Genomic DNA, 22,807 nt, shown 5'->3' with positions numbered 1-22,807 from the left:
TCGGTGTAACTCTAGCCTCGCCTATGCCGCCTGCCCTGTCAGATCTGACAGTCGGTAGGGATTGAACCGGATGATCTCCTCCCCCGCCCAGTCATTGAGCGCCAGCAAGCTGGCCTTGATGCTGTCTATCTCGTTGATGTCGAACACCAGGGCGGTCTTGGTCACATCGCCAAAGCCGCCAGTGCTGTTGGGCATGACCCCCATCAGTTGGGGCGGCACCCGGTGGCTGGCGAGCTGGTCATCCCGGCTCACGTTCTTGATGCTGAGGAAGTCATCCTTGGCGGCCACTTCGGCTACCGGGATCAGCTTGACCCCGTCCTTGCTGCCGCCCGGGGTGTAGAGCAAGAGGTTGCGGAAGTTGCCGGGGCCCTTGCTCTGGCGCAGGGCTTCTTTGAGCTTGGCAATGTCGCCCTCGTTCTGCACCGCGTCGGTGATGTGCATGATGAAGCCCGCGTGGCTGCCGTTCTCGTAGTAGCGGCGGCGGAACAGGGTGGCCGACTCGTTGAGCAGGGTGGAGTTGAGCCCGCCAACATAGTCGGGGATGCCGTAGATCTCCTGATTGATGTCGGCCTCCATCACGTGGCCCACCCCGCCTGCGGGCAGGGCCTGCTCCTGGCCGGGCTGGGCAATCCACCAATACTGGTTCAGATCCAGCGCGCGCCGGGTGTACTTGGCACGCAGGTGGTCATAGCGCAGCACCCCGCCGAGCCGGTTCTGCACCGCCTGCAGGTAGCCGTTGCCGAAGATGAGGTAGTCCAGCACCAGGCCGGTGAAGGCGGCCAGACTCAGTTTCGGGTGCGGGATGAAGCAGGAGCGCAGGATGTTGCGCTTAACCTGGATGGCCGAGGCGTGATGCACCCCGGCCCGATAGACCCGGGACAGCCCATTGAGGGAGAGGGGCGGCTCGTACCAGCGGCCGTTGTGCATGGCCTCCAGGTAGTCGAACACTTCCCGTTGCGATAAGACGGGCACCGGCTCGCCAAAGCTGAACGCCTCGATGGCCTCGCCGGGTTTCTGGGTCGCCGTCACCGGCGAGGTATGGCGCTGTGGGCGGCGCTTTCTCATGCGAAAATCTCCATCATGCTGGTATTGGCACCGGTGGCACCTGCCAGCGGCTCATGTAACAGGGCTTGCATGGTTGCCCAGGCAATGTCGGCGTGGCTGGTTTCGTCGGAGCGGCTCGCCTCAAAGGTCGGCATCTTGCCGCCCGCGGTCACGGCGCGGCGGATGCTCATGAAGGCCTGGGCCAGATCGGTCATTCCGCTGTCAAATTCCAGCCGCCCCTTGTTCATCACATCCTGGGCCTTCATCACCATCTGGATTTTCACGCTCGGGTTGTACTGGATGGCGGTCACTGCCGGGTAGAACTGCTTCACCAACTGATAAACCCCCTCCCCGATCCCGGTGGTGTCGATGCCGATGTAGCCCACGTTGTAGCGATCGCACATGGCCTTGATGGCCCGCGCCTGGGCGTCGAAGTCCATCCCGCTCCAGCGGTGGCGCTCCAGCACCCGGAACTTGCCGCCCGGTACCGCCGGCGGGGCCAGCACGGCGCAGCCTGCGCTATCCCCCTGCCCGCCTTTGGCCGGGTCATAGCCGATCCACACAGACCGGTTGCCCAGGGGGCGCAGAGCAAAGGGTTTGTAGTCGTCCCACAGCTCCCAACTGTCGACCATGCAGCGCTGCAGGGTGGCGAGCGGGAAGACGCTCGAGGTGTCGTCCATGAACTCGCACATCAGCAGGTTGCGGAAGCGCTCCTCGGAATACTCACTGTGCAATTGGGCCATGTCGAACAGGTCGCAGCCGCCGCGCACCGCATCTTCCACCGTGACGATCTGGCGCCATTGGCCATCGCCACCGAGCTTGCCGCCGGTCAGGTGGGCGTGGCTCAAGTCAAACTTGATCTGGTCGGCCTTGGGTCTGCCCTTGTTGAACTCCTCACCCGACCAGAATTTGTATGCCGGATGGGAGAGGCTGGAGGGGGTGGAGAAGTAGGTCTGACGCCACTTCTTGTGCATCGCCATCCCGCTGGCCACGTTGCGAAAATCCGCAAAGCCATGGATCCAGAAGTATTCGTCCATGTAGATGTTGCCATGGTAGCCCTGGGCGGTGCGGGCGTTGGTGCCGAGGAAGTAGAGGTGCGCCCCGTTCGGCAGCACCATGGGGTCGCCCTTGAGCTCCACCCCTTCTGCGTTGGCAAACTGGATGATGTACTGCTTGAAGATGTGGGCCTGCGATTTACTGGCCGACAGGAAAATCTGGTTGCGCCCGGTGACCAGGGCGTCGATGAAGGCCTCGAAGGCAAAGAAGTAGGTCGCCCCAATCTGGCGCGATTTGAGCAGGTTGCGCCGCCGATGCTGCTTGCCCGCCTCATACCAGACCCGCTGGTAATCGAACATGGTCGACTCAAAGCGCTCGATCAGCCGCTCCTGCTGTTCGGGCTCCACCACGTTGCGCTCGGGGGCCTTCTTCGGCCCCTTGTTGCGGTTCGCCACCTTGGGGTTGAGGTCGGCCTCGTTGCCGCCCTTGCTGTATTTGTTGACCCGGGCGATGCGCTCCAACTGCCTGCCCAGCAGGTCAATCTCCTTGAAATCACCACCGGTTTTCACCTCTTTGGCGATCAGCTGGCACATCCGCGCCTCGATGGCGAAGTCGACCCGGTCGATGGGTTTGATGTCATCCCAGCCGTCGCGGGATTTCCAGGTGCCGACCGTCCCCTCCGGGGTCGCCAGCAGCTCCGCAATGGCTCGGATCTTGTACCCCTGAAAGTACAGGTGCATGGCCTGCCTGCGGGGTTCGATATGGGGGAAAAGTAAGGGTGCTGTCATGGCGCCAGTCTACCCAGCCGCTACTGCTCCAAACGCCCCCGCGCCAATGTGCCAGCGCCGCACACACTGGCCGCCGATTGCACGATCCCGCCGCTCACCCAGACCATAACCGCGACATCACCACCCAATCACCAAAGGGATCCCAGCCCATGGCAAAGTCCAAATTTTTCCGTGTTGCCGTAGAAGGGGGCACAACCGATGGCCGCGCCATCACCCGCGAATGGCTTGAGCAGATGGCCCAGCGCTACAACCAGTCCACCTACGGCGCCCGGGTCAATATGGAGCACATCCGGGGTATCGACCCCAACGGCCTGTTCAAGATGTACGGCGACATCACCGCCGCCAAGACCGAAGAGGTCACCATCGAAGGCGAGCAGCGCCTGGCCCTGTTCGTGCAGATTGACCCGACCCCGGAGCTGGTCGAGCTGAACAAGAAGCGCCAGAAGGTGTTCACCTCGGTCGAGATCCACCCCAACCTGAACGAAAAGGGGGCCTACCTGATGGGGCTGGCGATCACCGACTCCCCCGCCAGCCTAGGGACCGACATGCTCCAGTTCTGCGCAGGTGCAGGCGACAAATCGCCGCTGGCCTCCCGCAAGCAGCACAAGGAGTGCCTGTTCACCGAAGCGCTGGAAACCGTCATCGAATTCGAAAGTGAACAGGCGAAAGGCCCCTCTCTGGCCGAGCGCATCGCCGCGCTGTTCTCCACCCACAAGAAGCAATCCACCGCCGATTTCAGCGATGTGCACCAAGCCGTCGAGACCGTCGCGAAAGAGGTCACCACCCTCGATGCCGACCTGCAGAAGAAGTTCACCGAGCAGGCCCAGACCATCACCGAGCTGACCAGCAAGCAGGACGCCACCGCCAAGGCGCTTGCCGACCTCACCGCCAAGCTGGAGGGCCAGGAAGCGTTCAACCAGCAACGCCCGCCCGCCACCGGTGGCGATAGCGCCTCCATTCAAACCGACTGCTAAGGACCATGCCCAATGCGTAACGAAACCCGCCAGAAGTTCAACGAGTTCACCAGCCAGGTGGCCAAACTCAACGCTATCACCAGTGCCATGGTGCAGTTCAACGTGCAGCCCAGCGTCCAGCAGACCCTGGAAACCAAAATGCAGGAGTCGGTCGCCTTCCTCGGCATGATCAGCGTCATCCCTGTCGATGAGATGAAAGGCCAAAAGGTCGGTATCGGCATCACCAGCACCATCGCCGGTCGCACCAACACCGACACCAAAGACCGCCAGCCCAACAGCCCGCACGGTCTCTACGACCAGAGCTACGAATGCGCCCAGACCAACTTCGACACCCAGATCGGCTACGGCCAGATCGACGCCTGGGCCAAGTTCCCCGACTTCCAGACCCGTGTCCGTGACGCCATCCTCACCCGTCAGGGGCTGGACCGCATCATGATCGGCTGGCATGGCACCAGAGCCGCCGCCGACACCGATCGCAACGCCAACCCCCTGCTGCAAGACGTCAACATCGGCTGGCTGCAACACATCCGCACCGACGCCCCGGCCCAGGTCATGAGCGAGGGCACCGAGGGCAGCGGCCAGATCTACGTAGATGCCACCGACGGTGATTACAAAAACATCGACGCCCTGGTATTCGACGTTGTGAGCGAGCTGATCAAACCCTGGTATCAGGACGATACCGACCTGGTGGTCATCTGCGGCCGCAAGATGCTCTCCGACAAATACTTCCCCATCATCAACGACGCGGGCGACAACCAGAACAAACTGGCTGGTCAGGTGCTGGTGAGCCAGAAGCAGATCGGCGGCCTCAAGGCCGTGCGCGTTCCCTTCTTCCCCGAAGACAAGCTGCTCATCACCAAGCTCAGCAACCTCTCCATCTACTGGCAGACCGGCGCCCGCCGTCGTCACATCGAAGACGAGCCCAAGCGCAACCGTATCGTCAACTACGAAAGCACCAACGACGCTTACGTGGTCGAGGACTACGACTGCGCCGCCCTGGTCGAAAACATCGTCATCGGGCCGAACCCGGCCCCTGGCGAGTAAGGGGGTGGCATGACTCCCGCCCGCCGCCACCGCGAAAGAGCACTGGCCGCCCTGCAAGGGGCGGCCAATCCCCAATTCGACCAGGCCCGTGCCAACGCCTACGAACTCCAGCTGATGCAGTTGGCCGAACATCGCCGCACCCTCAAGGGCATCCAGAGCATCGAGCGCAAGATCGACGCCAAGCGCACCATGCTGGGCGTCTACAAGCCGTGGATTGATGGCCTGCTGGCCGCTGACCGGGGCGGACAAGATGACGTCCTCGTCACCGTCATGCTCTGGACCCTCGACACCGGCGATCTCGAAGGGGCCTTCAACATGGCCGATTACGTGATCCGCCACGGCCTCAGCACCCCGGACCGCTACGAGCGCACCGCCGCCACCCTGATCGCCGAAGAGGTCGCCGACACCGGCATCAAGCTGCAAGAGACAGGCGCGGGCCCCAGTTATGGCCTGCTGTGCGCTTACCTCGAGCTGCTGACCCACTGCGACATCTTCGACCAGGTGCGCGCCAAGCTGCACAAGGCCGTGGGCCGCGCCGCTCTGGCCGAAGAGTTCAAGGAGCAGGCCGCCCAGCACTACCGCCGCGCCCTCGAACTGCACGACAAGGTCGGCATCAAGAAAGAGCTCGAAGTGCTCGAGCGTGAACTGAAAAAAGAACAGCAACCCGACGCCACCGGCGGCGGCAGCTAACAGAGCGAACCCCGCACCCTGGGCGGCTCGGGCCTGACGAATGCGCTTCGCATACCAGACGGCCCGACCACCGCCCAACAAGCGGAAAAGGAGCACCATGAGCACCGGATTCATTGCCAATGCCCCCACGTCGCCAGCCGAAGGGGAGATAGACTCCAGCCCCTTCTGGCCGGCGATCTCGCTGCCTGACCTGCGCGACACCGTCCGGCTCGATGGCACCGTCACCACGGCCCGCCTCAAGCATGCCGTGATCGACGCCATCACCAGCGTCAACCGGGATCTGGCTGACTGGCGCCGCGCCCGTGAGGCAGAAGGGGTCGCCACCCTTGCCGCCGTACCGGGCGAGGTCATCAATGGCGAATCGGCGCACCTGCACAGCTATCGGCGCGCCGTCTATGCCATGACCCGCGCCAACCTGCTCGAGCGTTACACCGACTACAGCGCCACCGGTGATGGCGTCAAAGGGGCCGATGCCAAAATCATCAGCTCTGACGACCTCTACCGCGACGCCCGCTTTGCCATTCGCGACATCCTTGGCACCACCCACAACACGGTGGAGCTCATCTGATGGAGCTGCGCAGCCAGCAGGGTGACACCCTGGATCTCATCCTGTTCCGGCACTACGGCTACACCGCAGGCATCACAGAGCAGGTGCTCGCACTCAACCCCGGTTTGGCCGCGCTCGGCCCCATCCTCCCGACCGGAACCCTCATCACAATGCCAGCGGCCCCCACCCAGGCCGAGCAGCCGCTGATCCAGCTATGGGACTGACCATGAGCCGCCTCGACGACGAACTCGAACGACTGGCCGACATCAGCGAGCTGCAACTCGCTGCCCGCATCCACGCCGCCCGCATCAGTGGCACCGGCCCGCACTACTGCATCGACTGCGAAAACACCATCCCGCAGGCGCGCCGTGAAGCGATCCGGGGCTGCGAACGCTGTGCCGAGTGCCAGACCATCCACGAATTTCAAACCGCTCGCCACTACGGCAGCAAACGATAGGAGAGCACGATGCCAGAACCCATTTCATCCAGTGCAGCAACCAGCACCCTGAGCGCCTTGGCGTTGCTGTCCCTCTTCCCAGGCGTTGACCCCGGCGTCCTGCTCGGTGCATTCGCCGGGGCGCTGGTGTTCATCGCCACCACCGCCGAGCTCGGCAACCTGCGCAAGGCGGGCCTGTTCGTTGCCGCCTTCGTGGCGGGCGCGCTGGCGGCCCCGCTGGTTGCCGCCATGCTGGCCAGCGTGCTGCCGCTCAGTGTCGAAGTCCCCAGGGCCGTCGGTGCAATGCTGGCCTCGGCGCTTGCCGTCCACCTGCTGCAGTGGATCTTGCGAAAAACGCCGGAAGACCTGCTCAAACTCCGCAAAGGAGGCTGACATGAACCAACGGGAAAAGAACGCTTTCTCTCTGATCAACTGGCTGGAAGCACTCCTGAAAATTGGTGAGAAATCAGCATTGATATTGGCAGCAATCTGCTTGTGGCTGATGTTGATTGAGTTTTTGAACGGAGCACCTCTAGACCCGGTGAGCACCTTCGGGAAAGCAGCCATTTGCGCGTTCGTTATTGAACTGGCGCGAGTGGTAATCCTGTTCATCAAATGGGCTCGGCGTAAGCACCAAGCCCTCAACGGGGGCTGACATGCTGACCATCCTCTACGCCATGATCTGCGCCGCCATCGCGCTGCGCATCGCCACCTTCAACCGCAACGGGGGCGACTATCGCCCCCTGCCGGCCCTGCTTGCATGGGCCATCACCGTCGCCGCCGGGTCCGTGCCGCTGCGCGTCCTGCTCGGTGTCATGTCCGCGCCAGATCCAGCCGCAGTGATGCTGGCCGCCGTACTGCTCACCGCCCTGATCGGTTCTCGCGGATCCGTCATGCGTCTGCTGCCACGGCGGCGCCAGCAACCGACCACCGCCAGCCACCTGAATGGGAGATTTCAGCCATGAGTCTGAAAAAAGGGGATACCGGCGCCGCCGTCGCCGATCTGCAGCGTCGCCTGACCAAGGCCGGTTACCCGCTCGAACCTGACGGCTGGTTTGGCGATGCCACCGAGCGCGCCCTGCTCGCCTTCCAGCGGGACCATATGATCACCGCCATCGGCCAGGCTGGCCCCCGCACCCTGGTCGCCCTGCTCGGCAGTGAGCGGGGCAACCAGCTGACCATCAACCACATGCAGGAGGGCGCTGACCTGCTGGACCTGCCGCTCGCCACCATGGCCACCGTCGCCCAGGTCGAGAGCATCGGCGAAGGCTTCACCCAGGATCAGCGTCCGGTGGTTCTGTTCGAGCGGCACGTGTTCTACAAGCAGCTCACCAAGCACCTGGGCAAGGCCGCCGCCGACCAGATGGCCGCAAGCTATCCCAACCTGGTCAACCCCAAGCGCGGCGGCTATGCCGGTGGGGCGGCCGAGTGGGAGCGGCTGCAACTGGCCATCAGCCTGCACCGGGAGGCGGCCATCGAGTCGGCCAGTTGGGGGATGTTCCAGATCATGGGCTTCCACTGGCAGGCGCTGGGCTTTGCCTCGGCCAGCGACTGGCAGGCCGCCATGCAGCGCAGCGAAGTGGACCACCTCACCGCCCTGTGCCGCTTCATCCAGCAAGACCCCGCCATGCACAAGGCCCTGCAGGGTCGCAAGTGGGCTGACTTTGCCCGCCGCTACAACGGCCCGGCGTTTAAGGAGAACGACTACGACACCAAGCTGGCCAAGGCATACAGCCACTTTGCCAAGGTCTACCCGGTGAAGGAGGTTGCGGATGTGGCGTAGCCTGCTGCGCTCCCCCCTCACCTGGTTGCTGCTGGCGCTGGCGATTGCCTTAGCTGGCTGGGGCTGGGCGGCCCGCTCTGCCGCCAAGGCTGAGGGCAAAGTCTCCACCCTGCAAAGCGACCTCAAGGCCGCCAACGACAAGGCCGTTGAGGCCGAGCGGCGGGAGAAGCTCAAAGACAGGGTCATCGATACCCTCACCGGCGAGCTGGACGCCCAGGCAACCGCCGCCGCCACGCTGCAGCGCCAGCTTGGCGATCTGACCATCACGGCCACTACCCGGGCCGACACCATCAAGAGGCTCAAACGTGAAAATACTGAACTCAAGGAGTGGGCTGATCGCTCTCTGCCTGATCCTGTTATCAGGTTGCTCCAGCGCCCCGCCCTCACCGGCGCCGCAGATTATCAGGCTCACCTGTCTGGGCCTGACTCCCTGCCAACTGCCGGCAGCCAGCCCGGCCAATAACGGCGACCTGCTCGACCAGTTGACCCAGGCCGAGGCCGCCTGGGCCATCTGCGCCGCCCAGGTCGACAGCCTTATCGCCTGCCAGCAACGCCACCAGAACGGGAGGGAGCATGGAAAAGCCAAAACAGATCCGTGAGGTACTGACCCGCTGCGTGCCCCACCTCAAGACCAACCCGGACAAGCTGCACATCTTCATCGCCCCGGGCAACGTCGAAAGCACCGGCGCCCGCTCGCTCTCGTTCGAGTGGCAATACCCGCTCACCATCGGCATCGAGGACTTTGCCGGCCACCCGGACCAGATCATGGTGCCGCTGCTGGCCTGGCTGCGCCAACACCAGCCCGAGCTGATGACTAACGACGAGCAGCGCAAGGAAGGCATCACCTTCGAGGCCGAATACCTCGCCAATGACCTGATGGATCTCATCATCACCGTCAAGCTGACCGAGCGGGTCAGGGTGTGGCAAAACGAACAGGGGATTGGCTGGGAGCACCTGCCGGAGCCACCGGAAGACCCCTATGACGGCATCACCTGGGAACTCTTTATCAACGGGGAGCCTCAGCCATGGCCGCCGACGACCTGAGCCACCTGACCCACTGGGCCGATGGCCTGCTAGCCAGCATGGAACCCGCCGCCCGCCGCCAGTTGGCGGGCGAAATGGCCCGCACCTTGCGCGCCAGCCAGGCCCAGCGGATCCGAGCCAATATCCAGCCGGATGGCAGCCCCATGGCCCCGCGCAAACCACAGCCCAAGCTGAAGCAAGGCCGGGGGCGCCTTCGCCGCAAGATGTTCTTCAAGATAAGCAACACCAGCTGGCTCAAGGCCCGCGCCAGCGAACAACAGGCGGTGGTGGAGTTTGTCGGCACCGCCAACCGGCTCGCCACCATTCACCAATACGGCCTCAAAGACCGCATCAAGGGCCGCGAGATCCGCTATCCGGCGCGAGAGCTGCTGGGCATCACCAACCAAGAGGTGGAAAAGCTGGAGGAGTTGCTGCTGGCCCATTTGACCAAATGAGACAGTCCGCCCCCTTGCCTGTGTAAACAGGGACTTATACGATGCCAAAGCAAATGGATAGGGTGGGTAAAACATGGACAGGCAAGCAGCATTACGTGAGCGCATCAAGCAGCGGATAAACACCAAAAAAGCGCCAGTAGAAAAGCCAGTAGTAAGCAACTTCACCGAGTCAAATTGGCAGTTCGTGCATACATTGTTGGCCGCCACCCCCTTGCTCACGGCTGCTATCTATTTGATGGGGATGGCGTATCACTACGGTTACATCACCACCTTTGGGCTAGACAGCACCGAGTTTTCGTTACCAGCAGATACCACCCTGTTATATGGCTTTATCTCGCTAATTGGTCTTGTCTCCCCCTACGGGTGGTGGTTTTTAGGTGGTTTCGCCGCACTCTTTGTTTGTCTATTCCTTATGCTGTTTTTGCCACCCATTCATCTGGACACGACTAGGCTGTGGAAACCGATCTGGATGATCACGTTCTTCCGCTGGATAGCCAAAAAGCTCAGAAGCCGCAGAGATTCGTTCATCATTACGTGCCTGGATTTCATGGTCCGTCTATATGACAAATTCTTTATCGTCGTGATGCCTATCCTGCTGACGATATTGCCAGCACTCTATTGCGTCCCCGATGGAATCGACCAAGCCAAGAAAGAGATCGCACAACTGGAGAAGGGGGATGAAATCACAAGCAAACTCAGCAGCACTTCTACCATGCTGAGCGATACCCCTCATATCAGGATCATCTGCAATACCACTCACTGCGCCTACCGGCTCAAAGACGGCAGAACCCTCATCCTGCGCCATGACCAGGTAGAGCAGACATTCCTCCCCCCCCAAGAGCCCAAGAAGTCCTGACAGCCCGGCACAGGGCCGCACCACTGTGGCCCTGTGTTTGCTCCCTGCCGAAACAGACGTCCCCTGCCCTGACGGAAATCGCTACCCTGCTGCTGGTGTTGTGTGCGGTCGGGCTGGTTTGTGTCGATTGGTGGTTGATTGGTTGCGGTTGGTTGCGCGATACTGCGCGGGCAACGGCAAAATCCGTTGCCGGGATTGGTCTCCCGACAGCATCACAGCGCACAACACGCGCCCGCGTGTTTTTTTGTGCAGCCCAGTAGTACCCGCAATCTCAGTTATGACGGGCTGGGCAGGAGCTCCTTCGGGGGCGCCGGATCCCTGTGATGCCCGGTAAGACCAATCCTGTCCAGTTCGTCACCAGTAAGATTGGTCTCTTCGGTGGCGATTCACTGCATCACAGGAATCACACTATGAACAGCATCAACAGTTTTACCCCTGCCGAGATCATCAGCCTTCATCAAGGCCAACCTGTTACAACCTCCCTCAAAGTTGCCGATCTCTTTGGCAAGCGTCACGACGACGTATTGAAGAAGATCCGCAACCTCGAATGCAGCTCAGATTTTCATCTCCGCAATTTTGCGGAGATGTCCCAAGAGGTCGAAATTGGAAACGGAGCAAAGCGTTCTTCCCGATTCTACGAGATGACCAAAGACGGCTTTATCTTTGTGGTGATGGGCTTCACCGGCGCCAAGGCTGCGGCAACCAAAGAGGCCTATATCAACGCCTTTAACTGGATGGCCGAACAGCTCGCCGCCCAGCGCCCGCAACCGGCGATCAGCCTGACCGATGATGAACTCTGCACCCTCACCTGGTGCTGGCGCGCCGCCGACCGGATGATGGAAGCCGCCCGCAGCATCTATCCGCTGCTCGAGGTCGCCGAACACCGTGATGCCGGTCGCTACTACTCCATCATCCACGAGTACCCCTACACCCTGAACCAGGCCCGCAAGATCCTGGCCGACCGCACCCGTCATATCCAACCCAACACCGACGGCGACAGCGACTGGCCCAAACTGATCCCCCACCTGCGCCGCGAGCCCAAACCGATCGGTTGGTAATGTGACCGGTCATATACTTATGTGCGTGACCGATCGTAGCCCAACAGGTAATCTACACATGCTGGTATCATGGCTAAAAGCTGAAGAAATTTACAAAAATATAATAGAATTTATTTTTATAGGAATTTTACGATGGTAAACGTTGAAGTTGGAAATAGAAAGGTTATCAGTACAAACACAATTTTAATTCCAGAAAACGAGACTGCAAAAATAATATTAACACCTATAACGACAGAACCGCCTCTATTTCTTGATGTTGTTTTTGAACAAAAGGATGACGCTGAAAACTCTCTACCTTCGTGTTCTATTACTGGTTCAGGGCAGAAAGGAGTAATGACATTCACAAACTGGACGAACAACCTTGGCTCTCACATAATGAAACCTATTTTTTTTGCAACGACTGATGGAGGATACCACGTTTCTTGTATTTTCATAGTAACAAAAATAGGTAACTCTTATCGACTGGATATTCAATTCATGCTTGGGGAGAACAAAGAATGAGCATGAATGAACCATCTCCTGAATTTAATAATCAACCGTCAGTTGGTATTAGTGAAGTACATACCAACGTGACTCAGGAAGTTGTCCAGATAACAATTGACAAATTAACATTAATATTAAACGAGCATAGTTTATCACAAGATAAATGTTCTGACTGGAAAACTCCTCTTGGTATTTCAATCACTATTGTAATCGTCTTGCTTACTACTGATTTCAAAACTGCCTTGTCCATAGAAGCTAGCGCATGGAAAGCAATTTTCATTGTATCTCTGGTACTATGCCTTGGTTGGCTAGCTAGAAGCTTATATAACATCAAAGACAAGCAGTCTATTTCTCAGGTAATAGAAAAAATCAAAAACAAATAATTATCAATATATCAAAAATAACATTGAAAATTCAAGCGTGCTTAAAAAGAGAGTCTCCATTATTAAAGAGCCTCAACTCGCCAGTGTATTCTCTGTAGATACACTGGCCTCCCCTCGCCTTCCCGGCCATTGCCCAAAACAATGGCCCCATGCAACCGACCCCGACTGAACTCCAACGCCTGATCGACAACCTGATCCGCATCGGCACAGTCACTGCCGTGCGATCAGGGGAATGTCGCGTCAAGACCGGCGACCTCATCACCAACTGGCGGCCCTACGCAGCAGCGCGGGCCGGGAAGAACCGCACCCGCCATCGCCTCTCCATCGGCGAACAAGTGCTGATGCTCTCGGTCAGCGGTGACCTGCGCAATGCCTACATCGTCGGCCCCATCCACTGCGACGCCTTCCCCGAACCGCTGGCAGGCGATGACAATCCGGACCTCGACCGCACCGAATACAGCGATGGTGCCGTCATCGAGTACAACCCGGCCACCGGGGCGCTCAATGCCAGCGGCATCAAGACCGCCACCCTCTCGGCCTCCGTCACCGTCAAGCTGATCACCCCCCTGGTGGAATGCACCCAGGCGCTCAAGGTCGGCTCGACCATCGAGGCGGGGGGCAAGATCACCGCCCCCAGCGCCAAGATTGGCGGCATCAAGGTGACCACCCACAAGCACGGCAACGTCAGCTCCGGCAGCGGCACTTCCGGGGGCCCGCAATGAACTGGCTCGGCATGAACGCCGCGAACGGGCGCGCCATCAGCGCCACCGACCACATCATCCAGTCGGTGCGCGACATCCTCATCACCCCGGTGGGATCCCGGGTCATGCGCCGCGACTACGGCAGCGAGCTGTTTTACCTCATCGATCAGCCCCAGCATCAGGCCACCCGCCTGCGCCTGATGGCCGCCACCGTGCAGGCCCTCATCAACTGGGAACCGCGCATCACCATCACCCGGGTCGATGTGCTGGGCGGCGGCATGGATGGTGCCCTCACCATCGAGCTCACCTGGCAGCGCAAGGACGGCGGCGCGCCGGAGTCTGCTTCTATTGCCATCCCCACAGGAGCCGCCAATTGAGTAACGTGGATTTGACCCAGCTCCCGCCGCCCTCGGTGGTAGAGCCCCTCGACTTTGAGACCATCCTGGCCGAGCGCAAGGCCACCCTGGTGAGCTACTACCCGGCAGACCAGCAAGCCGCCATCGCCGCTACGCTGGAGCTCGAATCCGAGCCGCTCAACAAGCTGCTGCAAGAGAACGCCTTTCGGGAGTTGGTGCTGCGGGCCCGCATCAACGATGCCACCAAGCAGACCATGCTCGCCTTTGCCAGCGGCACCACCCTCGACCACCTGGTCGCCGAGTACGACATCGCGCGCCTGCTGGTCACCCCGGGGGATCCGGCGGCCAATCCGCCTGTCGAGCCTGTCTATGAGTCGGATGATCGTCTGCGCCTGCGCGGCCAGATGGCCTTTGAGGGGCTGACTACCGCCGGGCCGGTCCATGCCTACAAGTTTCACGCCCTGTCGGCCAGTGCCGAGGTGGCGGATGTGTCCGTCGACAGCCCCTCGCCGGGTACCGTGCGGGTGACCCTGCTCTCCCCTGCGGGCCAACCCAGTGCCGACACCCTCAATCGGGTCAGCCAGGCGCTTTCGGCCGATGATGTGCGCCCTCTGTGCGATCTGGTTGCCGTCGAGCCCGCCCAGATCAAACCCTATGCCGTCGATGCCACCCTCAACGCCACCGGCCTTGGCAAAGAGCAAGCGATTGCAGCGGCCACCGCTGCCATGACCCAGACGGCCGCCGCCTATTACCGGGTCGGGGCCACCGTCCCGCTCTCGGCCATCTATGCCGCCCTGCACCAGCCGGGGATCGACAGTGTCACCCTGCGGTCACCGCTGGCAGATGTCACCTGCACGGCGCAGCAGGCCGCCAAACTCACCACCCTCCACCTCGATTAAGGACCAGACCATGGCAAACGCCCTCTATGACAAAGGCCGCGAGAAGTTTCTCACCGGCGCCATCAACGCCAGTGCCGACACCCTCAAGTGCGCGCTGATCAAAGACACCTACGCCCCCACCCTGGCCAGCGACGAGTTTTTCAGCACGCTCTCGTCCCATGTGGTCGGTACCCCGCAGACCCTGACCAGCAAGACGGTCACCGGCGGAGTGCTTGACGCAGCCGACCTCACTTTCAGCGCTGTGCCCACGGCGGCGGTGAAGTATTGCGCCATCTACAAAGACACCGGCAGCGCCGCGACCAGCCCGCTGATCGCCCTGTTCGACACGGCGGCGGGCCTGCCGGTCAGCACCAATGGCGGCGACATCATCATCGCCTGGGACAACGGCGCCAATAAGATCTTCAAACTCTGATGGCAACCCTCTATCCCGTCTGGCGCGGGTCACTGACCTATCACGACGGCGCCCTGTCATTCGACGGGGCGGCGATCTACCGGGGCTCCCTGCCGGGTGACGATGACCCCGCGCCGGTCGCCATTGCCGGGGTCAGGGTCGGCCTGTCACCGGGCGGGATAGCGGCAGGGCCAATCGGCGGCATGGCGGCATTGCAGCGCGCCAGGCCCGCCGGAGTCAGTCAGTTTGCAGCAGGCACGGCCAAGCTGACCCATCGCACCGCACCCGGCGCCATTGACGCTGGTGCCTATGGCACCCCGGATACCACCGCCCGCGCCAGCGTGGGGAGCCTGGGGGATCTGCTCGCCATGGGAGCGGCCGAGATGTCCACCCAGATCACCTTGACGGGACTTAGTGCGAGCGCACTGGGGGTGGCCACGGTCATGGCCAGGCTCGGGGCAGGCGGCATACAGCCTGATGACATCGAGGCGCCGACCATGGTGCAGCGCCTCGCCCCCGCAGGGTTTGGTCATGGGGCCCTTGGCAGCCTCCGGGCACGAGTGCGCCAGCGAGTCGGCGCCCTGTCTGATGGTCAGAGTGGTGCCCCAAGGCTCAACACTCGACTGGCCCAAGCCGCGACCCCGTTCACGGGCGCAGTGGGGAGCCCCACCGCCGAGTACGCGCGGATCCTCTATCCGCTGGCCCCGGCGGTACCGCTCCCCGGTCTGCCCGCCATCACCGCCGCACTGGTCCCGGCCCCGCTGCTGCCTTCGGCACTCTCGCCGATTGCCAGCACCGCGCGCCTGACCACACGGGGGGTTGATGGCTGCACTTTCGGCGCGGCCAAGGTGCATCGCCTGCCCCTGCCATTGCCGACCACCCGGGATCTGCTGCCGCCCTCTGCCACCAGGCTGGAGCACCTCGCTGCGGCCACCCTGGCCAGCACAGTGACGCCGGAGGTGATCACCACCACCCGCTGTGCTGACACCTGCCCGGCCCCGCTGCTGCCCTGGCTCGCCTGGGCTAGGTCGGTGGATTGGTGGGAGCTGGCCGAGTCAGAAGACCAGCAGCGAGCCCTCATCAGCGCCTCGTTCCGCCTGCACCAGCGCAAAGGCACCCCCTGGGCCATCAGGGAGGCGCTAGCCGTGCTGGGCTTTGGCGACAGCACCATCATCGAGCGCGCCACGGGCCGCCGCTATGACGGCACGCTCGCTTACAACGGCAACGAACCCCACGGGGATCCGTCCCAGTGGGCCGTCTATCGCGTCATCCTCGCCCGCCCGGTCACCACCGTGCAGGCGAACCGCATCCGGCGCCTGCTGGCAGAGATGGCACCGGCCCGCTGCCATCTGGCGGCCCTCGATTACACCCAGGCGCCCCTTACATACAACGGCGCCGCAACCTACAACGGCAACTACAACCACGGAGCCTCCTGATATGGCGAATTTACAAGAGGTGGTGAGCTGGGACGCAGGCGTCTATCAGCTCGAAACCAGCGACCCGGTGCTCGGCGGCCCGGGGGGTACCTCCAACAAGCAGGCCCAGGCGCTGGCGAACCGCACCGCCTACCTGAAAAAGCACATGGATGACCTAGAAGGCGGCACCACCGCCGCCGGCAAGGCCAACAAGCTCACCACGGCGCGCACCATCGCCGTGGCAGGGGATGTGACCGGTCAGGCCTCGTTCGATGGCAGCGGCAACATCTCCATCACCGCCACCTATAAAAACTCCGGGGTCGTGGCGGGGACCTATCGCTCTGTCACCGTCGATGCCAAGGGCAACGTCACCGCCGGCAGCAACCCCACAACCTTGTTGGGCTATGGCATCACCGATGCCGTCCCCAGCAGCCAAAAGGGGGCAGCCAACGGGGTCGCTACCCTGGACAGTGGCGGCAAGGTGCCCGTCGCCCAGATCCCAGCCACCGCCATCACCGACACCTTTGTCGTCGGCACCCAGGCCGCCATGCTGGCCCTGACCGCTGAAATCGGCGATGTCGCAGTGCGCACCGACCTGAACAAGAGTTTCATCCTGCGGGTGACGGGCGCCTCGACCCTGGCCAACTGGCAAGAGCTGCTCACCCCCACCGACGCGGTGCAGTCGGTCGATGGCCAGACCGGGGTCGTGGTCATCGCCACCGCCAGCGAAGGGGTGAAAGGCAAGGCGCAGATCGCCACCCAGGCCGAAGTCGACGCGGGGGAAGATGACGGCAAGTTTGTAACGGCCTTGAAGCTGATGAACTGGGTCAAGCAAGCCGGGGAGTCAGTGCTCGGCATGTTGAGGGTGGCTACGCAGGCGCAAACCGATGCAGGAACAGCGGATGATGTGGCTGTGACGCCGAAAAAAATACGCTTTGGGTTTGTCGCCCAGTTGAGTGGTATCGGATACATCAAATTCCCGAGTTGGCTGGGTGGGCTGATAGTGCAATGGGGTAGCAACACGGTTCCGATCAACGGCACGCTCAATGTGACATTGCCGATCACCTTCCCTAATGCAGGCCTGCAAGCTTGGGCAACCTACGACTACCCAGACAGCACGACTTATCCAACGCTGGCAATCCGGATCGCCTCCAGCTCTCAGATTCAGTTGGGTGGCAAGGCTGCGGCTGGCAGCAATTTTGGCCTGCGTTGGCTGGTTATTGGTTACTAGGAGGTGTCATGTACAAATTCGATCCCGAATCCAAAGGGTTCTACCTGATGGCTATTCATGGCGACAACATACCGTACACAGCGGTCGAGCTCAGGCCGGGGGACTATGAGAGGCTGGTCAACGGCCAGAGTGACCAGCAAGAGATCGCCATGGTCGATGGCTATCCAGTTTTACAAGAACGTCCTGCCCCGCCCGCACAGCAGATGGCAGAGCTGATGCTGGCCCAGCTCGACCACACCGCCGCAGGCGAGATTGAACGCCTCCGCCCTGCCGTGGATGGCGGCTATGCCAAGGAGGCCGATGTCGAGCTGTTGGCGCAATGGCAACGCTATCGCTACGAGCTGCCGGATGTGCGCAGCCTGCCGGGCTGGCCTGAGCAACCCGCCTGGCCGCCTCGCCCGGGGGATCCCGCCACCGAATAACCCTTGAGTCCGACCACCACCCCGCCCTGTGCGGGGTGTTTCGTGACTGCCGGCATCCGTCACCTTGTCACCGCTTCACCAGTGTGTACGGCCCTCACACACTGGCCGCCGCTCGCCTGTCATCCCCTGCCCCTGCATCCTGACCCTGCTCGCATCACATGCAACAAGCTCCGTCCGGACAACAGGAGAACCTATGGCACTGGACCAATTTCACCACGGCGTGCGCGTCGTGGAAGTCAACGAGGGCACACGCACCAACCGCACCGTCGCCACGGCGGTGATCGGCATCATCTGCACCGGCAGTGATGCGGATACCGCTTACTTCCCCCTCAACAAACCCGTGCTGATTGCCAACCTGCCGGCGGCCATCGCCAAGGCGGGCAGTACCGGCAACCTCAAGCGCTCGCTGCAAACCATCTATGACACCGTCAACACCATCGTCATCGCCGTGCGCGTGGCCGATGGCGCCGACGCCGCCGAGCTGACCAGCAACATCATCGGCACCATACTGCCGGATGGCAGCTATACCGGCCTCAAGGCACTGGAACGGGCCGCCCCGGTCACGGGCGTCAAGCCGCGTATCCTCTGCGTGCCGGAGAACTGCACCCTGCCCATCGCTACCGCCCTGGCGGGCGCGGCCAAGAAGCTGCGCGCCTTCGCCTATGTGCCGACCATCGCCGACACCGTCGAGGCGGCGCTCGCCTACCGCGAGAACTTCTCCAGCCGCGAACTGATGCCGATCCACGGCGACTGGACCGCCTGGGACACTACCGCCAATGCCAGCATCAAGCTGGATGCCTGCCTCAAGGCGGCCGCCATGCGGGCATTCATCGACAAGGAGATCGGCTGGCACAAGACCCTGTCCAATGTCGGTGTGACCGGAGTAGACGGCATGACCAAGGCGCTGTTCTGGGATCTGCAAGACCCCGACACCGAAGTCGGCCTGCTCAACGCCAGCGAGATCACCGCCCTCATCCGGGCGGACGGCTTCCGCTACTGGGGCAACCGCACCTGTTCCGATGATCCCCTGTTCCAGTTCGAGAGCTACACCCGCACCGCCCAGATCCTGGCCGACACCATGGCCGAGGCCCACATGTGGGCCAACGACAAGCCGCTCACCCCCACCCTGGTGAAAGACATCATTGAGGGCATCAAGGCCAAGGGCCGCGAACTGGTGGCGGGCGGTTACCTGCTCGGCTTTGACTGCTGGTACAACGAGGAGCTCAACGACAAAGACACCCTCAAGGCTGGCAAGCTGCGCATCGATTACAACTACACCCCGGTGCCGCCGCTCGAAGACCTCGGCTTCATCCAGCGCATCACCGACACCTACCTCATCGACTTCGGCGCCCGTGTTGCGGCCGCCGCATAAGGAGCCACCATGGCACTGCCTCGCAAACTCAAACACGGCAACATCTTCATGGATGGTGGGAGCTGGATCGGCGTCGCCGAAGACTTCACCCCGGCCAAGATGGGCCAGAAATTCGAAGCCTATCGCGGCGGCGGCATGATGGGCGCTGCCAACATTCACATGGGGCTGGAAGATGGCGCCCTCGACACTTCCTTCACCTTCGGTGGGGTAGAGGCTGACCTGGTCAAGCGCATGGGGCTCGCCAAGATTGACGGCGTCGCCCTGCGCTTTGCCGGTTCTTTCCAGCGCGACGACACCGGTGAAGTGGTCTCGGTCGAAATCGTCCAGCGCGGCCGCTTCAAAGAGCTGGACCGGGGCACCTTCAAGAGCGGTGACAACTCCCAGAGCAAAGTCAGCATGGTCAACACCTACTACAAGGAGACCATGAACGGCGTCGACCTGTGTGAAATCGACTTGCTCAACATGATCTGGATTGTCGACGGCGTCGACCTGATGGCCGAACACCGCAAGGCCATCGGCCTCTAACCTACTCCACAACCCAACGGGCGGCCCTTATCCAAACAGAAAGTGCCGCCTTCACCACATCACCAGGAACAAACACCATGGAAAACAAGACCGTTACCCTCGACCAGGCCATCCAACGCGGCGACACCGCCATCATCGAGGTGCAACTGCGCAAACCCAAGGCGGGCGAAATGCGCGGCCTCAATATGACCGATGTGGTGCAGATGGACGTCAACGCCCTCACCAAACTGCTGCCCCGCATCACCACCCCGATCCTGACCGAACTCGAAATTGGCAACATGGATCCGGCCGACCTGATGCAGTTGGGCAGCGAGGTAAGCGCTTTTTTGGTACCGAAGAGAATGGCCTACCTCATTGCGTAGACGAGGTGATGGCCGATCTGGCCATCATCGCCCACTGGCCGCCGTCCGAGATGGCGGCCATGGAGATCAGCGAGCTGATGGGCTGGCACCAACACCTCGTTGAGACTCACAACCGCATCAACGGGGCAACAGAGCAATGAACCCTCTCAAACTGCAAATTCTCCTCGGGGCGGTCGACAAGCTCACCGCCCCCCTCAAGGCAGCCAGCGGCCAGAGCCGCATCACTGCCAAAGACCTGGTCGAGACGAAAAAGCGCATCAAGGAACTGGAAACCCAGAGCGGCCAGGTTGACGGTTATCGCACCCTCGGCCAGCAGATTGGCGCCACTCGCGCCCAGCTCACAGCAGCCCAGCGCGATGCTCAGCAGATGGCCCAGCAGTTCGCCAAGGTCGAGCAGCCGACCAAGGCCATGACCCGCGCCATGGAACAAGCCAAGCAGAAGGTGCGCGACCTCTCCCAGCAAGAGCGGGAAATGGTCGCCCGTCATGGCAACCTGAAACGGGCCATGGGCGAGGCAGGCATCAACACCAAACAGCTGGGCCAGCACCAGCGCCAGCTCAAGAGCGACCTTGCCGCAGCCAACACCCAGCTCGACCAGCAGCGGGCCAAGCTGGGCCAACTGGCCGACCAGCAAAAGCGCATCAACCAGGTCAAGGCGAACTATGACAAGACCATGTCCATGCGCAGCACCATGGCAGGTTATGGCGCCGCAGGCATGGCAACCGGTGCCGCGGCTATCTACAAGGGCACCAACATCGCCAGCAAGGCCATGGGTTTTGATGTCGATATGTCCAAGGTGCAGGCAATCACCCGGCTGGACAAAGGCAGCAGCGAGCTGGCCGCCTTGCGGGCTCAGGCGCGGGAGCTCGGCGCCAATACTGCCTTCACGGCGGGCGAAGCGGCGCAGGGCCAGGGCTTCCTCGCCATGGCTGGCTTTACCCCCAAGGCGATCCGTGACGCCATGCCTGGGGTGCTCGATATTGCCAAGGCGGGTGGCGTCGAAATTGCCGCTGCAGCGGATATCGGATCCAACATCCTGACCGGCTTCAAACTGCCGGCAAATCAGATGAACCGGCTCGGGGATGTGATGGTCGGCACCTTCACCCGTGCCAACGTCGACCTGCAGATGCTGGGTGAAACCATGAAGTACGTGGGCCCTGTGGCGGCAGGCCTTGGCGTCGACCTTGAAACCGCCTCCGCCATGGCGGGCAAGCTGGGGGATGCCGGTATCCAGGGAAGCATGGGCGGTACCGCCATACGGGCCATTCTCGGCCGCCTGGCGGCGCCCCCCAAGGCCGCACACGATGCGCTAGCCGCCCTGAACGTGAAGACCTCCGATGCGGCGGGTAACCTGCGCGCCCTGCCCGATATTCTCGACGAGCTCTACAAGAAGACCAGCAAGATGGGGGATGCCACCCGCTCGGGCTATTTCAAGGCCATCGCCGGTGAAGAGGCCTTCGCCGCTCTGGCTGTGCTGACCGAACAGGCGGGCTCCGGCAAGCTGCAAGAGCTCATCGCCACCCTGAAACAAACCCAGGGGGAAGCAGGCAAGGTCGCCAAGGTCATGGCAGATAACGCCATCGGTGATCTGGATAACCTCACCTCCGCATGGGATGACGTGGGCATCCAGATGATGGAGACCGAAAATGGCCCGATGCGCGGGATCATTCAGCGCGTCACCGAGATTATCCAGGTCACCGGTGACTGGATGCGAACCAACCCTGAGTTGACCTCCACCCTGACCCGTATCGCGGCCGTGACAGCCGTGGCCGCTGCCGCTGGCGGGTCGCTGCTGCTGATTGTGGCGGGCCTGCTGGGGCCGCTGGCGGCCATCAAGATGGGGATGTCGATGTTGCTGGTCTATGGGAGCCCCCTGCTGACCTTCATCAAGGCGCTGACCATGGGCATGGTCAGACTCGGCCTTGCCATGCTCACCAACCCCATAGGCTGGTTCATCATGGGCATTGTGGCCATCGCCGCCGGGGCTTACCTGCTCTACAAAAACTGGGATGGGGTCGCCGCATGGTTCAGCGGATTGTGGGCGCAGTGCCAGGCCCCTGCGCTCGCCTTCTGGGAGCTCCTGAAAGAGCTCTTCTCGTGGACCCCCATCGGCTTGCTCATCATGCACTGGGGCGAGATCTGGGCCTTCTTCGACACCCTGCCTGCCGGGGCGGCCAACAAGGGCAAGGCCATCGTCGACGGCCTGATTGGTGGCATCACCGTGAAGTGGGAGAGCCTGAAAGCCAAGATAAAGGCACTCACCGACCTACTACCGGACTGGATGAGAGGGGGTGGCTCGGTCACGGCCAACGTCAACCCGTCAGGCTACCTCACCGGCAACTACAACACCCCGGCCATGGCGGGGGGATCCGGTTACGGTCCACGCATCGTGACGCCGCCACGCCCGGTCGCCAGAGGCAGCACCACCACCGAGATCAACGCCCCCATCCATATCGTCCAGCAACCCGGGCAATCCGGCGCGGATGTGGCGCAAGAGGTTCGCCGCGAACTGGACCGACGCGAACGGCAGGCCGCTGCCAACGGTCGCGCCTCCCTGACCGACCGCAACTAAG

32 protein-coding genes are annotated in these 22,807 nt (G+C 61.9%); 30 read left to right on the top strand and 2 right to left on the bottom strand.

Going from position 1 to position 22,807, the window contains the following annotated elements; all coding sequences use genetic code 11:
* Positions 1-21: 21 nt before the first annotated feature.
* The gene (locus AAHB08_RS13010; protein WP_342059156.1) at positions 22-1,065 is read right to left on the bottom strand and encodes a phage portal protein; all 1,044 of its coding nucleotides are present in this window, start codon (positions 1,063-1,065) and stop codon (positions 22-24) included.
* A complete protein-coding gene (locus tag AAHB08_RS13005; RefSeq protein ID WP_342059155.1) occupies positions 1,062-2,828 on the bottom strand; it encodes a terminase ATPase subunit family protein in 1,767 nt (588 codons plus the stop codon). The genes AAHB08_RS13010 and AAHB08_RS13005 overlap by 4 nt, the downstream gene beginning before the upstream one ends.
* A gap of 149 nt (positions 2,829-2,977) precedes the next feature.
* On the opposite strand from AAHB08_RS13005, the gene AAHB08_RS13000 reads away from it, so the two are divergent.
* The 30 genes from AAHB08_RS13000 (at position 2,978) to AAHB08_RS12855 (ending at position 22,806) form a co-directional block, all read left to right on the top strand.
* Positions 2,978-3,802 (top strand): GPO family capsid scaffolding protein, encoded by an 825-nt coding sequence (locus AAHB08_RS13000; RefSeq protein WP_342059154.1) that lies wholly within the window; start codon positions 2,978-2,980, stop codon positions 3,800-3,802.
* A 12-nt stretch (positions 3,803-3,814) separates the two neighbouring features.
* Positions 3,815-4,846, top strand: coding sequence for a phage major capsid protein, P2 family (locus AAHB08_RS12995; RefSeq protein WP_342059153.1), 1,032 nt, complete (start codon positions 3,815-3,817; stop codon positions 4,844-4,846).
* Positions 4,847-4,855: 9 nt separating this feature from the next.
* Positions 4,856-5,536 (top strand): phage terminase small subunit, encoded by a 681-nt coding sequence (gene gpM / locus AAHB08_RS12990; RefSeq protein ID WP_342059152.1) that lies wholly within the window; start codon positions 4,856-4,858, stop codon positions 5,534-5,536.
* Positions 5,537-5,633: 97 nt separating this feature from the next.
* Positions 5,634-6,104, top strand: a complete 471-nt coding sequence (locus AAHB08_RS12985; protein WP_342059151.1) for a head completion/stabilization protein — start codon at positions 5,634-5,636, stop codon at positions 6,102-6,104.
* Positions 6,104-6,307 carry a tail protein X gene (locus tag AAHB08_RS12980; RefSeq protein ID WP_025327452.1) on the top strand — a complete coding sequence of 68 codons (204 nt, stop codon included), beginning with the start codon at positions 6,104-6,106 and terminating at the stop codon, positions 6,305-6,307. The genes AAHB08_RS12985 and AAHB08_RS12980 overlap by 1 nt, the downstream gene beginning before the upstream one ends.
* Before the next feature lie 2 nt (positions 6,308-6,309).
* Positions 6,310-6,540: a TraR/DksA C4-type zinc finger protein gene (locus tag AAHB08_RS12975; RefSeq protein ID WP_342059212.1), complete on the top strand. Its 231-nt coding sequence runs from the start codon at positions 6,310-6,312 to the stop codon at positions 6,538-6,540.
* Positions 6,541-6,549: 9 nt separating this feature from the next.
* Positions 6,550-6,912 carry a putative holin gene (locus tag AAHB08_RS12970; protein WP_041214915.1) on the top strand — a complete coding sequence of 121 codons (363 nt, stop codon included), beginning with the start codon at positions 6,550-6,552 and terminating at the stop codon, positions 6,910-6,912.
* 1 nt (position 6,913) lies between these two features.
* A complete protein-coding gene (locus AAHB08_RS12965; RefSeq protein WP_342059150.1) occupies positions 6,914-7,174 on the top strand; it encodes a hypothetical protein in 261 nt (86 codons plus the stop codon).
* 1 nt (position 7,175) lies between these two features.
* Entirely contained in the window at positions 7,176-7,484 is a 309-nt protein-coding gene (locus AAHB08_RS12960; RefSeq protein WP_342059149.1) for a phage holin family protein, read from the top strand.
* Positions 7,481-8,302 (top strand): N-acetylmuramidase family protein, encoded by an 822-nt coding sequence (locus tag AAHB08_RS12955; RefSeq protein ID WP_342059148.1) that lies wholly within the window; start codon positions 7,481-7,483, stop codon positions 8,300-8,302. The genes AAHB08_RS12960 and AAHB08_RS12955 overlap by 4 nt, the downstream gene beginning before the upstream one ends.
* Positions 8,292-8,765, top strand: coding sequence for an Rz-like lysis system protein LysB (lysB, locus tag AAHB08_RS12950; RefSeq protein WP_342059147.1), 474 nt, complete (start codon positions 8,292-8,294; stop codon positions 8,763-8,765). The genes AAHB08_RS12955 and lysB overlap by 11 nt, the downstream gene beginning before the upstream one ends.
* A complete protein-coding gene (gene lysC / locus AAHB08_RS12945) occupies positions 8,650-8,901 on the top strand; it encodes an Rz1-like lysis system protein LysC (protein ID WP_342059211.1) in 252 nt (83 codons plus the stop codon). Before lysB ends, lysC begins: the two co-directional genes overlap by 116 nt.
* Entirely contained in the window at positions 8,876-9,346 is a 471-nt protein-coding gene (locus tag AAHB08_RS12940) for a phage tail protein (RefSeq protein ID WP_201926206.1), read from the top strand. Before lysC ends, AAHB08_RS12940 begins: the two co-directional genes overlap by 26 nt.
* Entirely contained in the window at positions 9,328-9,780 is a 453-nt protein-coding gene (locus AAHB08_RS12935) for a phage virion morphogenesis protein (RefSeq protein ID WP_342059146.1), read from the top strand. The genes AAHB08_RS12940 and AAHB08_RS12935 overlap by 19 nt, the downstream gene beginning before the upstream one ends.
* 73 nt (positions 9,781-9,853) lie before the next feature.
* A complete protein-coding gene (locus tag AAHB08_RS12930; protein WP_342059145.1) occupies positions 9,854-10,636 on the top strand; it encodes a hypothetical protein in 783 nt (260 codons plus the stop codon).
* A gap of 410 nt (positions 10,637-11,046) precedes the next feature.
* Positions 11,047-11,694: a Rha family transcriptional regulator gene (locus AAHB08_RS12925; protein WP_342059144.1), complete on the top strand. Its 648-nt coding sequence runs from the start codon at positions 11,047-11,049 to the stop codon at positions 11,692-11,694.
* A 132-nt stretch (positions 11,695-11,826) separates the two neighbouring features.
* Positions 11,827-12,195, top strand: coding sequence for a DUF6864 domain-containing function (locus AAHB08_RS12920; RefSeq protein ID WP_342059143.1), 369 nt, complete (start codon positions 11,827-11,829; stop codon positions 12,193-12,195).
* On the top strand, positions 12,192-12,560 hold the full coding sequence (locus tag AAHB08_RS12915) for a hypothetical protein (protein ID WP_342059142.1): 369 nt from the start codon (positions 12,192-12,194) through the stop codon (positions 12,558-12,560). Before AAHB08_RS12920 ends, AAHB08_RS12915 begins: the two co-directional genes overlap by 4 nt.
* 149 nt (positions 12,561-12,709) lie before the next feature.
* The gene (locus AAHB08_RS12910; RefSeq protein ID WP_342059141.1) at positions 12,710-13,282 is read left to right on the top strand and encodes a phage baseplate assembly protein V; all 573 of its coding nucleotides are present in this window, start codon (positions 12,710-12,712) and stop codon (positions 13,280-13,282) included.
* Positions 13,279-13,638: a GPW/gp25 family protein gene (locus tag AAHB08_RS12905; protein WP_342059140.1), complete on the top strand. Its 360-nt coding sequence runs from the start codon at positions 13,279-13,281 to the stop codon at positions 13,636-13,638. The genes AAHB08_RS12910 and AAHB08_RS12905 overlap by 4 nt, the downstream gene beginning before the upstream one ends.
* 5 nt (positions 13,639-13,643) lie before the next feature.
* On the top strand, positions 13,644-14,516 hold the full coding sequence (locus AAHB08_RS12900; RefSeq protein WP_342059210.1) for a baseplate assembly protein: 873 nt from the start codon (positions 13,644-13,646) through the stop codon (positions 14,514-14,516).
* A gap of 10 nt (positions 14,517-14,526) precedes the next feature.
* Positions 14,527-14,928 (top strand): hypothetical protein, encoded by a 402-nt coding sequence (locus tag AAHB08_RS12895; RefSeq protein WP_342059139.1) that lies wholly within the window; start codon positions 14,527-14,529, stop codon positions 14,926-14,928.
* Positions 14,928-16,343, top strand: coding sequence for a phage tail protein I (locus AAHB08_RS12890; RefSeq protein ID WP_342059138.1), 1,416 nt, complete (start codon positions 14,928-14,930; stop codon positions 16,341-16,343). Before AAHB08_RS12895 ends, AAHB08_RS12890 begins: the two co-directional genes overlap by 1 nt.
* 1 nt (position 16,344) lies before the next feature.
* Complete coding sequence (locus AAHB08_RS12885) at positions 16,345-17,553, top strand: gp53-like domain-containing protein (RefSeq protein WP_342059137.1); 1,209 nt, start codon at positions 16,345-16,347, stop codon at positions 17,551-17,553.
* A gap of 8 nt (positions 17,554-17,561) precedes the next feature.
* The gene (locus AAHB08_RS12880) at positions 17,562-17,975 is read left to right on the top strand and encodes a tail fiber assembly protein (protein ID WP_342059136.1); all 414 of its coding nucleotides are present in this window, start codon (positions 17,562-17,564) and stop codon (positions 17,973-17,975) included.
* A gap of 193 nt (positions 17,976-18,168) precedes the next feature.
* Positions 18,169-19,347 carry a phage tail sheath protein gene (locus AAHB08_RS12875; RefSeq protein ID WP_446699532.1) on the top strand — a complete coding sequence of 393 codons (1,179 nt, stop codon included), beginning with the start codon at positions 18,169-18,171 and terminating at the stop codon, positions 19,345-19,347.
* Positions 19,348-19,356: 9 nt separating this feature from the next.
* Positions 19,357-19,872, top strand: coding sequence for a phage major tail tube protein (locus AAHB08_RS12870; RefSeq protein ID WP_342059135.1), 516 nt, complete (start codon positions 19,357-19,359; stop codon positions 19,870-19,872).
* Positions 19,873-19,949: 77 nt separating this feature from the next.
* Positions 19,950-20,234, top strand: a complete 285-nt coding sequence (locus tag AAHB08_RS12865; RefSeq protein ID WP_342059134.1) for a phage tail assembly protein — start codon at positions 19,950-19,952, stop codon at positions 20,232-20,234.
* An 8-nt stretch (positions 20,235-20,242) separates the two neighbouring features.
* A complete protein-coding gene (locus AAHB08_RS12860; RefSeq protein WP_319916666.1) occupies positions 20,243-20,374 on the top strand; it encodes a GpE family phage tail protein in 132 nt (43 codons plus the stop codon).
* On the top strand, positions 20,371-22,806 hold the full coding sequence (locus tag AAHB08_RS12855; protein WP_342059133.1) for a phage tail tape measure protein: 2,436 nt from the start codon (positions 20,371-20,373) through the stop codon (positions 22,804-22,806). The genes AAHB08_RS12860 and AAHB08_RS12855 overlap by 4 nt, the downstream gene beginning before the upstream one ends.
* Position 22,807: the final 1 nt, after the last annotated feature.

The sequence above is a fragment of the Aeromonas sp. OTU364 genome (assembly GCF_038440395.1).
GTDB lineage: Bacteria > Pseudomonadota > Gammaproteobacteria > Enterobacterales > Aeromonadaceae > Aeromonas.
Note: the sequence above shows the minus strand (reverse complement) of the source record. Positions and strands in the feature narration are given on the sequence as shown.

Coding starts and splice junctions, on each gene's coding strand:
- AAHB08_RS13005 (WP_342059155.1), bottom strand. CDS start 2,828: ATGACAGCACCCTTACTTTTCCCCCATATCGAACCCCGCAGGCAGGCC.
- AAHB08_RS12960 (WP_342059149.1), top strand. CDS start 7,176: ATGCTGACCATCCTCTACGCCATGATCTGCGCCGCCATCGCGCTGCGC.
- AAHB08_RS12975 (WP_342059212.1), top strand. CDS start 6,310: ATGAGCCGCCTCGACGACGAACTCGAACGACTGGCCGACATCAGCGAG.
- AAHB08_RS12940 (WP_201926206.1), top strand. CDS start 8,876: ATGGAAAAGCCAAAACAGATCCGTGAGGTACTGACCCGCTGCGTGCCC.
- AAHB08_RS12910 (WP_342059141.1), top strand. CDS start 12,710: ATGCAACCGACCCCGACTGAACTCCAACGCCTGATCGACAACCTGATC.
- AAHB08_RS12985 (WP_342059151.1), top strand. CDS start 5,634: ATGAGCACCGGATTCATTGCCAATGCCCCCACGTCGCCAGCCGAAGGG.
- AAHB08_RS12965 (WP_342059150.1), top strand. CDS start 6,914: ATGAACCAACGGGAAAAGAACGCTTTCTCTCTGATCAACTGGCTGGAA.
- gpM (WP_342059152.1), top strand. CDS start 4,856: ATGACTCCCGCCCGCCGCCACCGCGAAAGAGCACTGGCCGCCCTGCAA.
- AAHB08_RS13010 (WP_342059156.1), bottom strand. CDS start 1,065: ATGAGAAAGCGCCGCCCACAGCGCCATACCTCGCCGGTGACGGCGACC.
- AAHB08_RS12885 (WP_342059137.1), top strand. CDS start 16,345: ATGGCGAATTTACAAGAGGTGGTGAGCTGGGACGCAGGCGTCTATCAG.
- AAHB08_RS12980 (WP_025327452.1), top strand. CDS start 6,104: ATGGAGCTGCGCAGCCAGCAGGGTGACACCCTGGATCTCATCCTGTTC.
- AAHB08_RS12905 (WP_342059140.1), top strand. CDS start 13,279: ATGAACTGGCTCGGCATGAACGCCGCGAACGGGCGCGCCATCAGCGCC.
- AAHB08_RS13000 (WP_342059154.1), top strand. CDS start 2,978: ATGGCAAAGTCCAAATTTTTCCGTGTTGCCGTAGAAGGGGGCACAACC.
- AAHB08_RS12930 (WP_342059145.1), top strand. CDS start 9,854: ATGGACAGGCAAGCAGCATTACGTGAGCGCATCAAGCAGCGGATAAAC.
- AAHB08_RS12855 (WP_342059133.1), top strand. CDS start 20,371: ATGAACCCTCTCAAACTGCAAATTCTCCTCGGGGCGGTCGACAAGCTC.
- AAHB08_RS12970 (WP_041214915.1), top strand. CDS start 6,550: ATGCCAGAACCCATTTCATCCAGTGCAGCAACCAGCACCCTGAGCGCC.
- AAHB08_RS12995 (WP_342059153.1), top strand. CDS start 3,815: ATGCGTAACGAAACCCGCCAGAAGTTCAACGAGTTCACCAGCCAGGTG.
- AAHB08_RS12955 (WP_342059148.1), top strand. CDS start 7,481: ATGAGTCTGAAAAAAGGGGATACCGGCGCCGCCGTCGCCGATCTGCAG.
- AAHB08_RS12875 (WP_446699532.1), top strand. CDS start 18,169: ATGGCACTGGACCAATTTCACCACGGCGTGCGCGTCGTGGAAGTCAAC.
- AAHB08_RS12890 (WP_342059138.1), top strand. CDS start 14,928: ATGGCAACCCTCTATCCCGTCTGGCGCGGGTCACTGACCTATCACGAC.
- AAHB08_RS12920 (WP_342059143.1), top strand. CDS start 11,827: ATGGTAAACGTTGAAGTTGGAAATAGAAAGGTTATCAGTACAAACACA.
- AAHB08_RS12860 (WP_319916666.1), top strand. CDS start 20,243: ATGGCCGATCTGGCCATCATCGCCCACTGGCCGCCGTCCGAGATGGCG.
- lysB (WP_342059147.1), top strand. CDS start 8,292: ATGTGGCGTAGCCTGCTGCGCTCCCCCCTCACCTGGTTGCTGCTGGCG.
- AAHB08_RS12865 (WP_342059134.1), top strand. CDS start 19,950: ATGGAAAACAAGACCGTTACCCTCGACCAGGCCATCCAACGCGGCGAC.
- AAHB08_RS12935 (WP_342059146.1), top strand. CDS start 9,328: ATGGCCGCCGACGACCTGAGCCACCTGACCCACTGGGCCGATGGCCTG.
- AAHB08_RS12880 (WP_342059136.1), top strand. CDS start 17,562: ATGTACAAATTCGATCCCGAATCCAAAGGGTTCTACCTGATGGCTATT.
- AAHB08_RS12925 (WP_342059144.1), top strand. CDS start 11,047: ATGAACAGCATCAACAGTTTTACCCCTGCCGAGATCATCAGCCTTCAT.
- AAHB08_RS12870 (WP_342059135.1), top strand. CDS start 19,357: ATGGCACTGCCTCGCAAACTCAAACACGGCAACATCTTCATGGATGGT.
- AAHB08_RS12895 (WP_342059139.1), top strand. CDS start 14,527: ATGGCAAACGCCCTCTATGACAAAGGCCGCGAGAAGTTTCTCACCGGC.
- AAHB08_RS12915 (WP_342059142.1), top strand. CDS start 12,192: ATGAGCATGAATGAACCATCTCCTGAATTTAATAATCAACCGTCAGTT.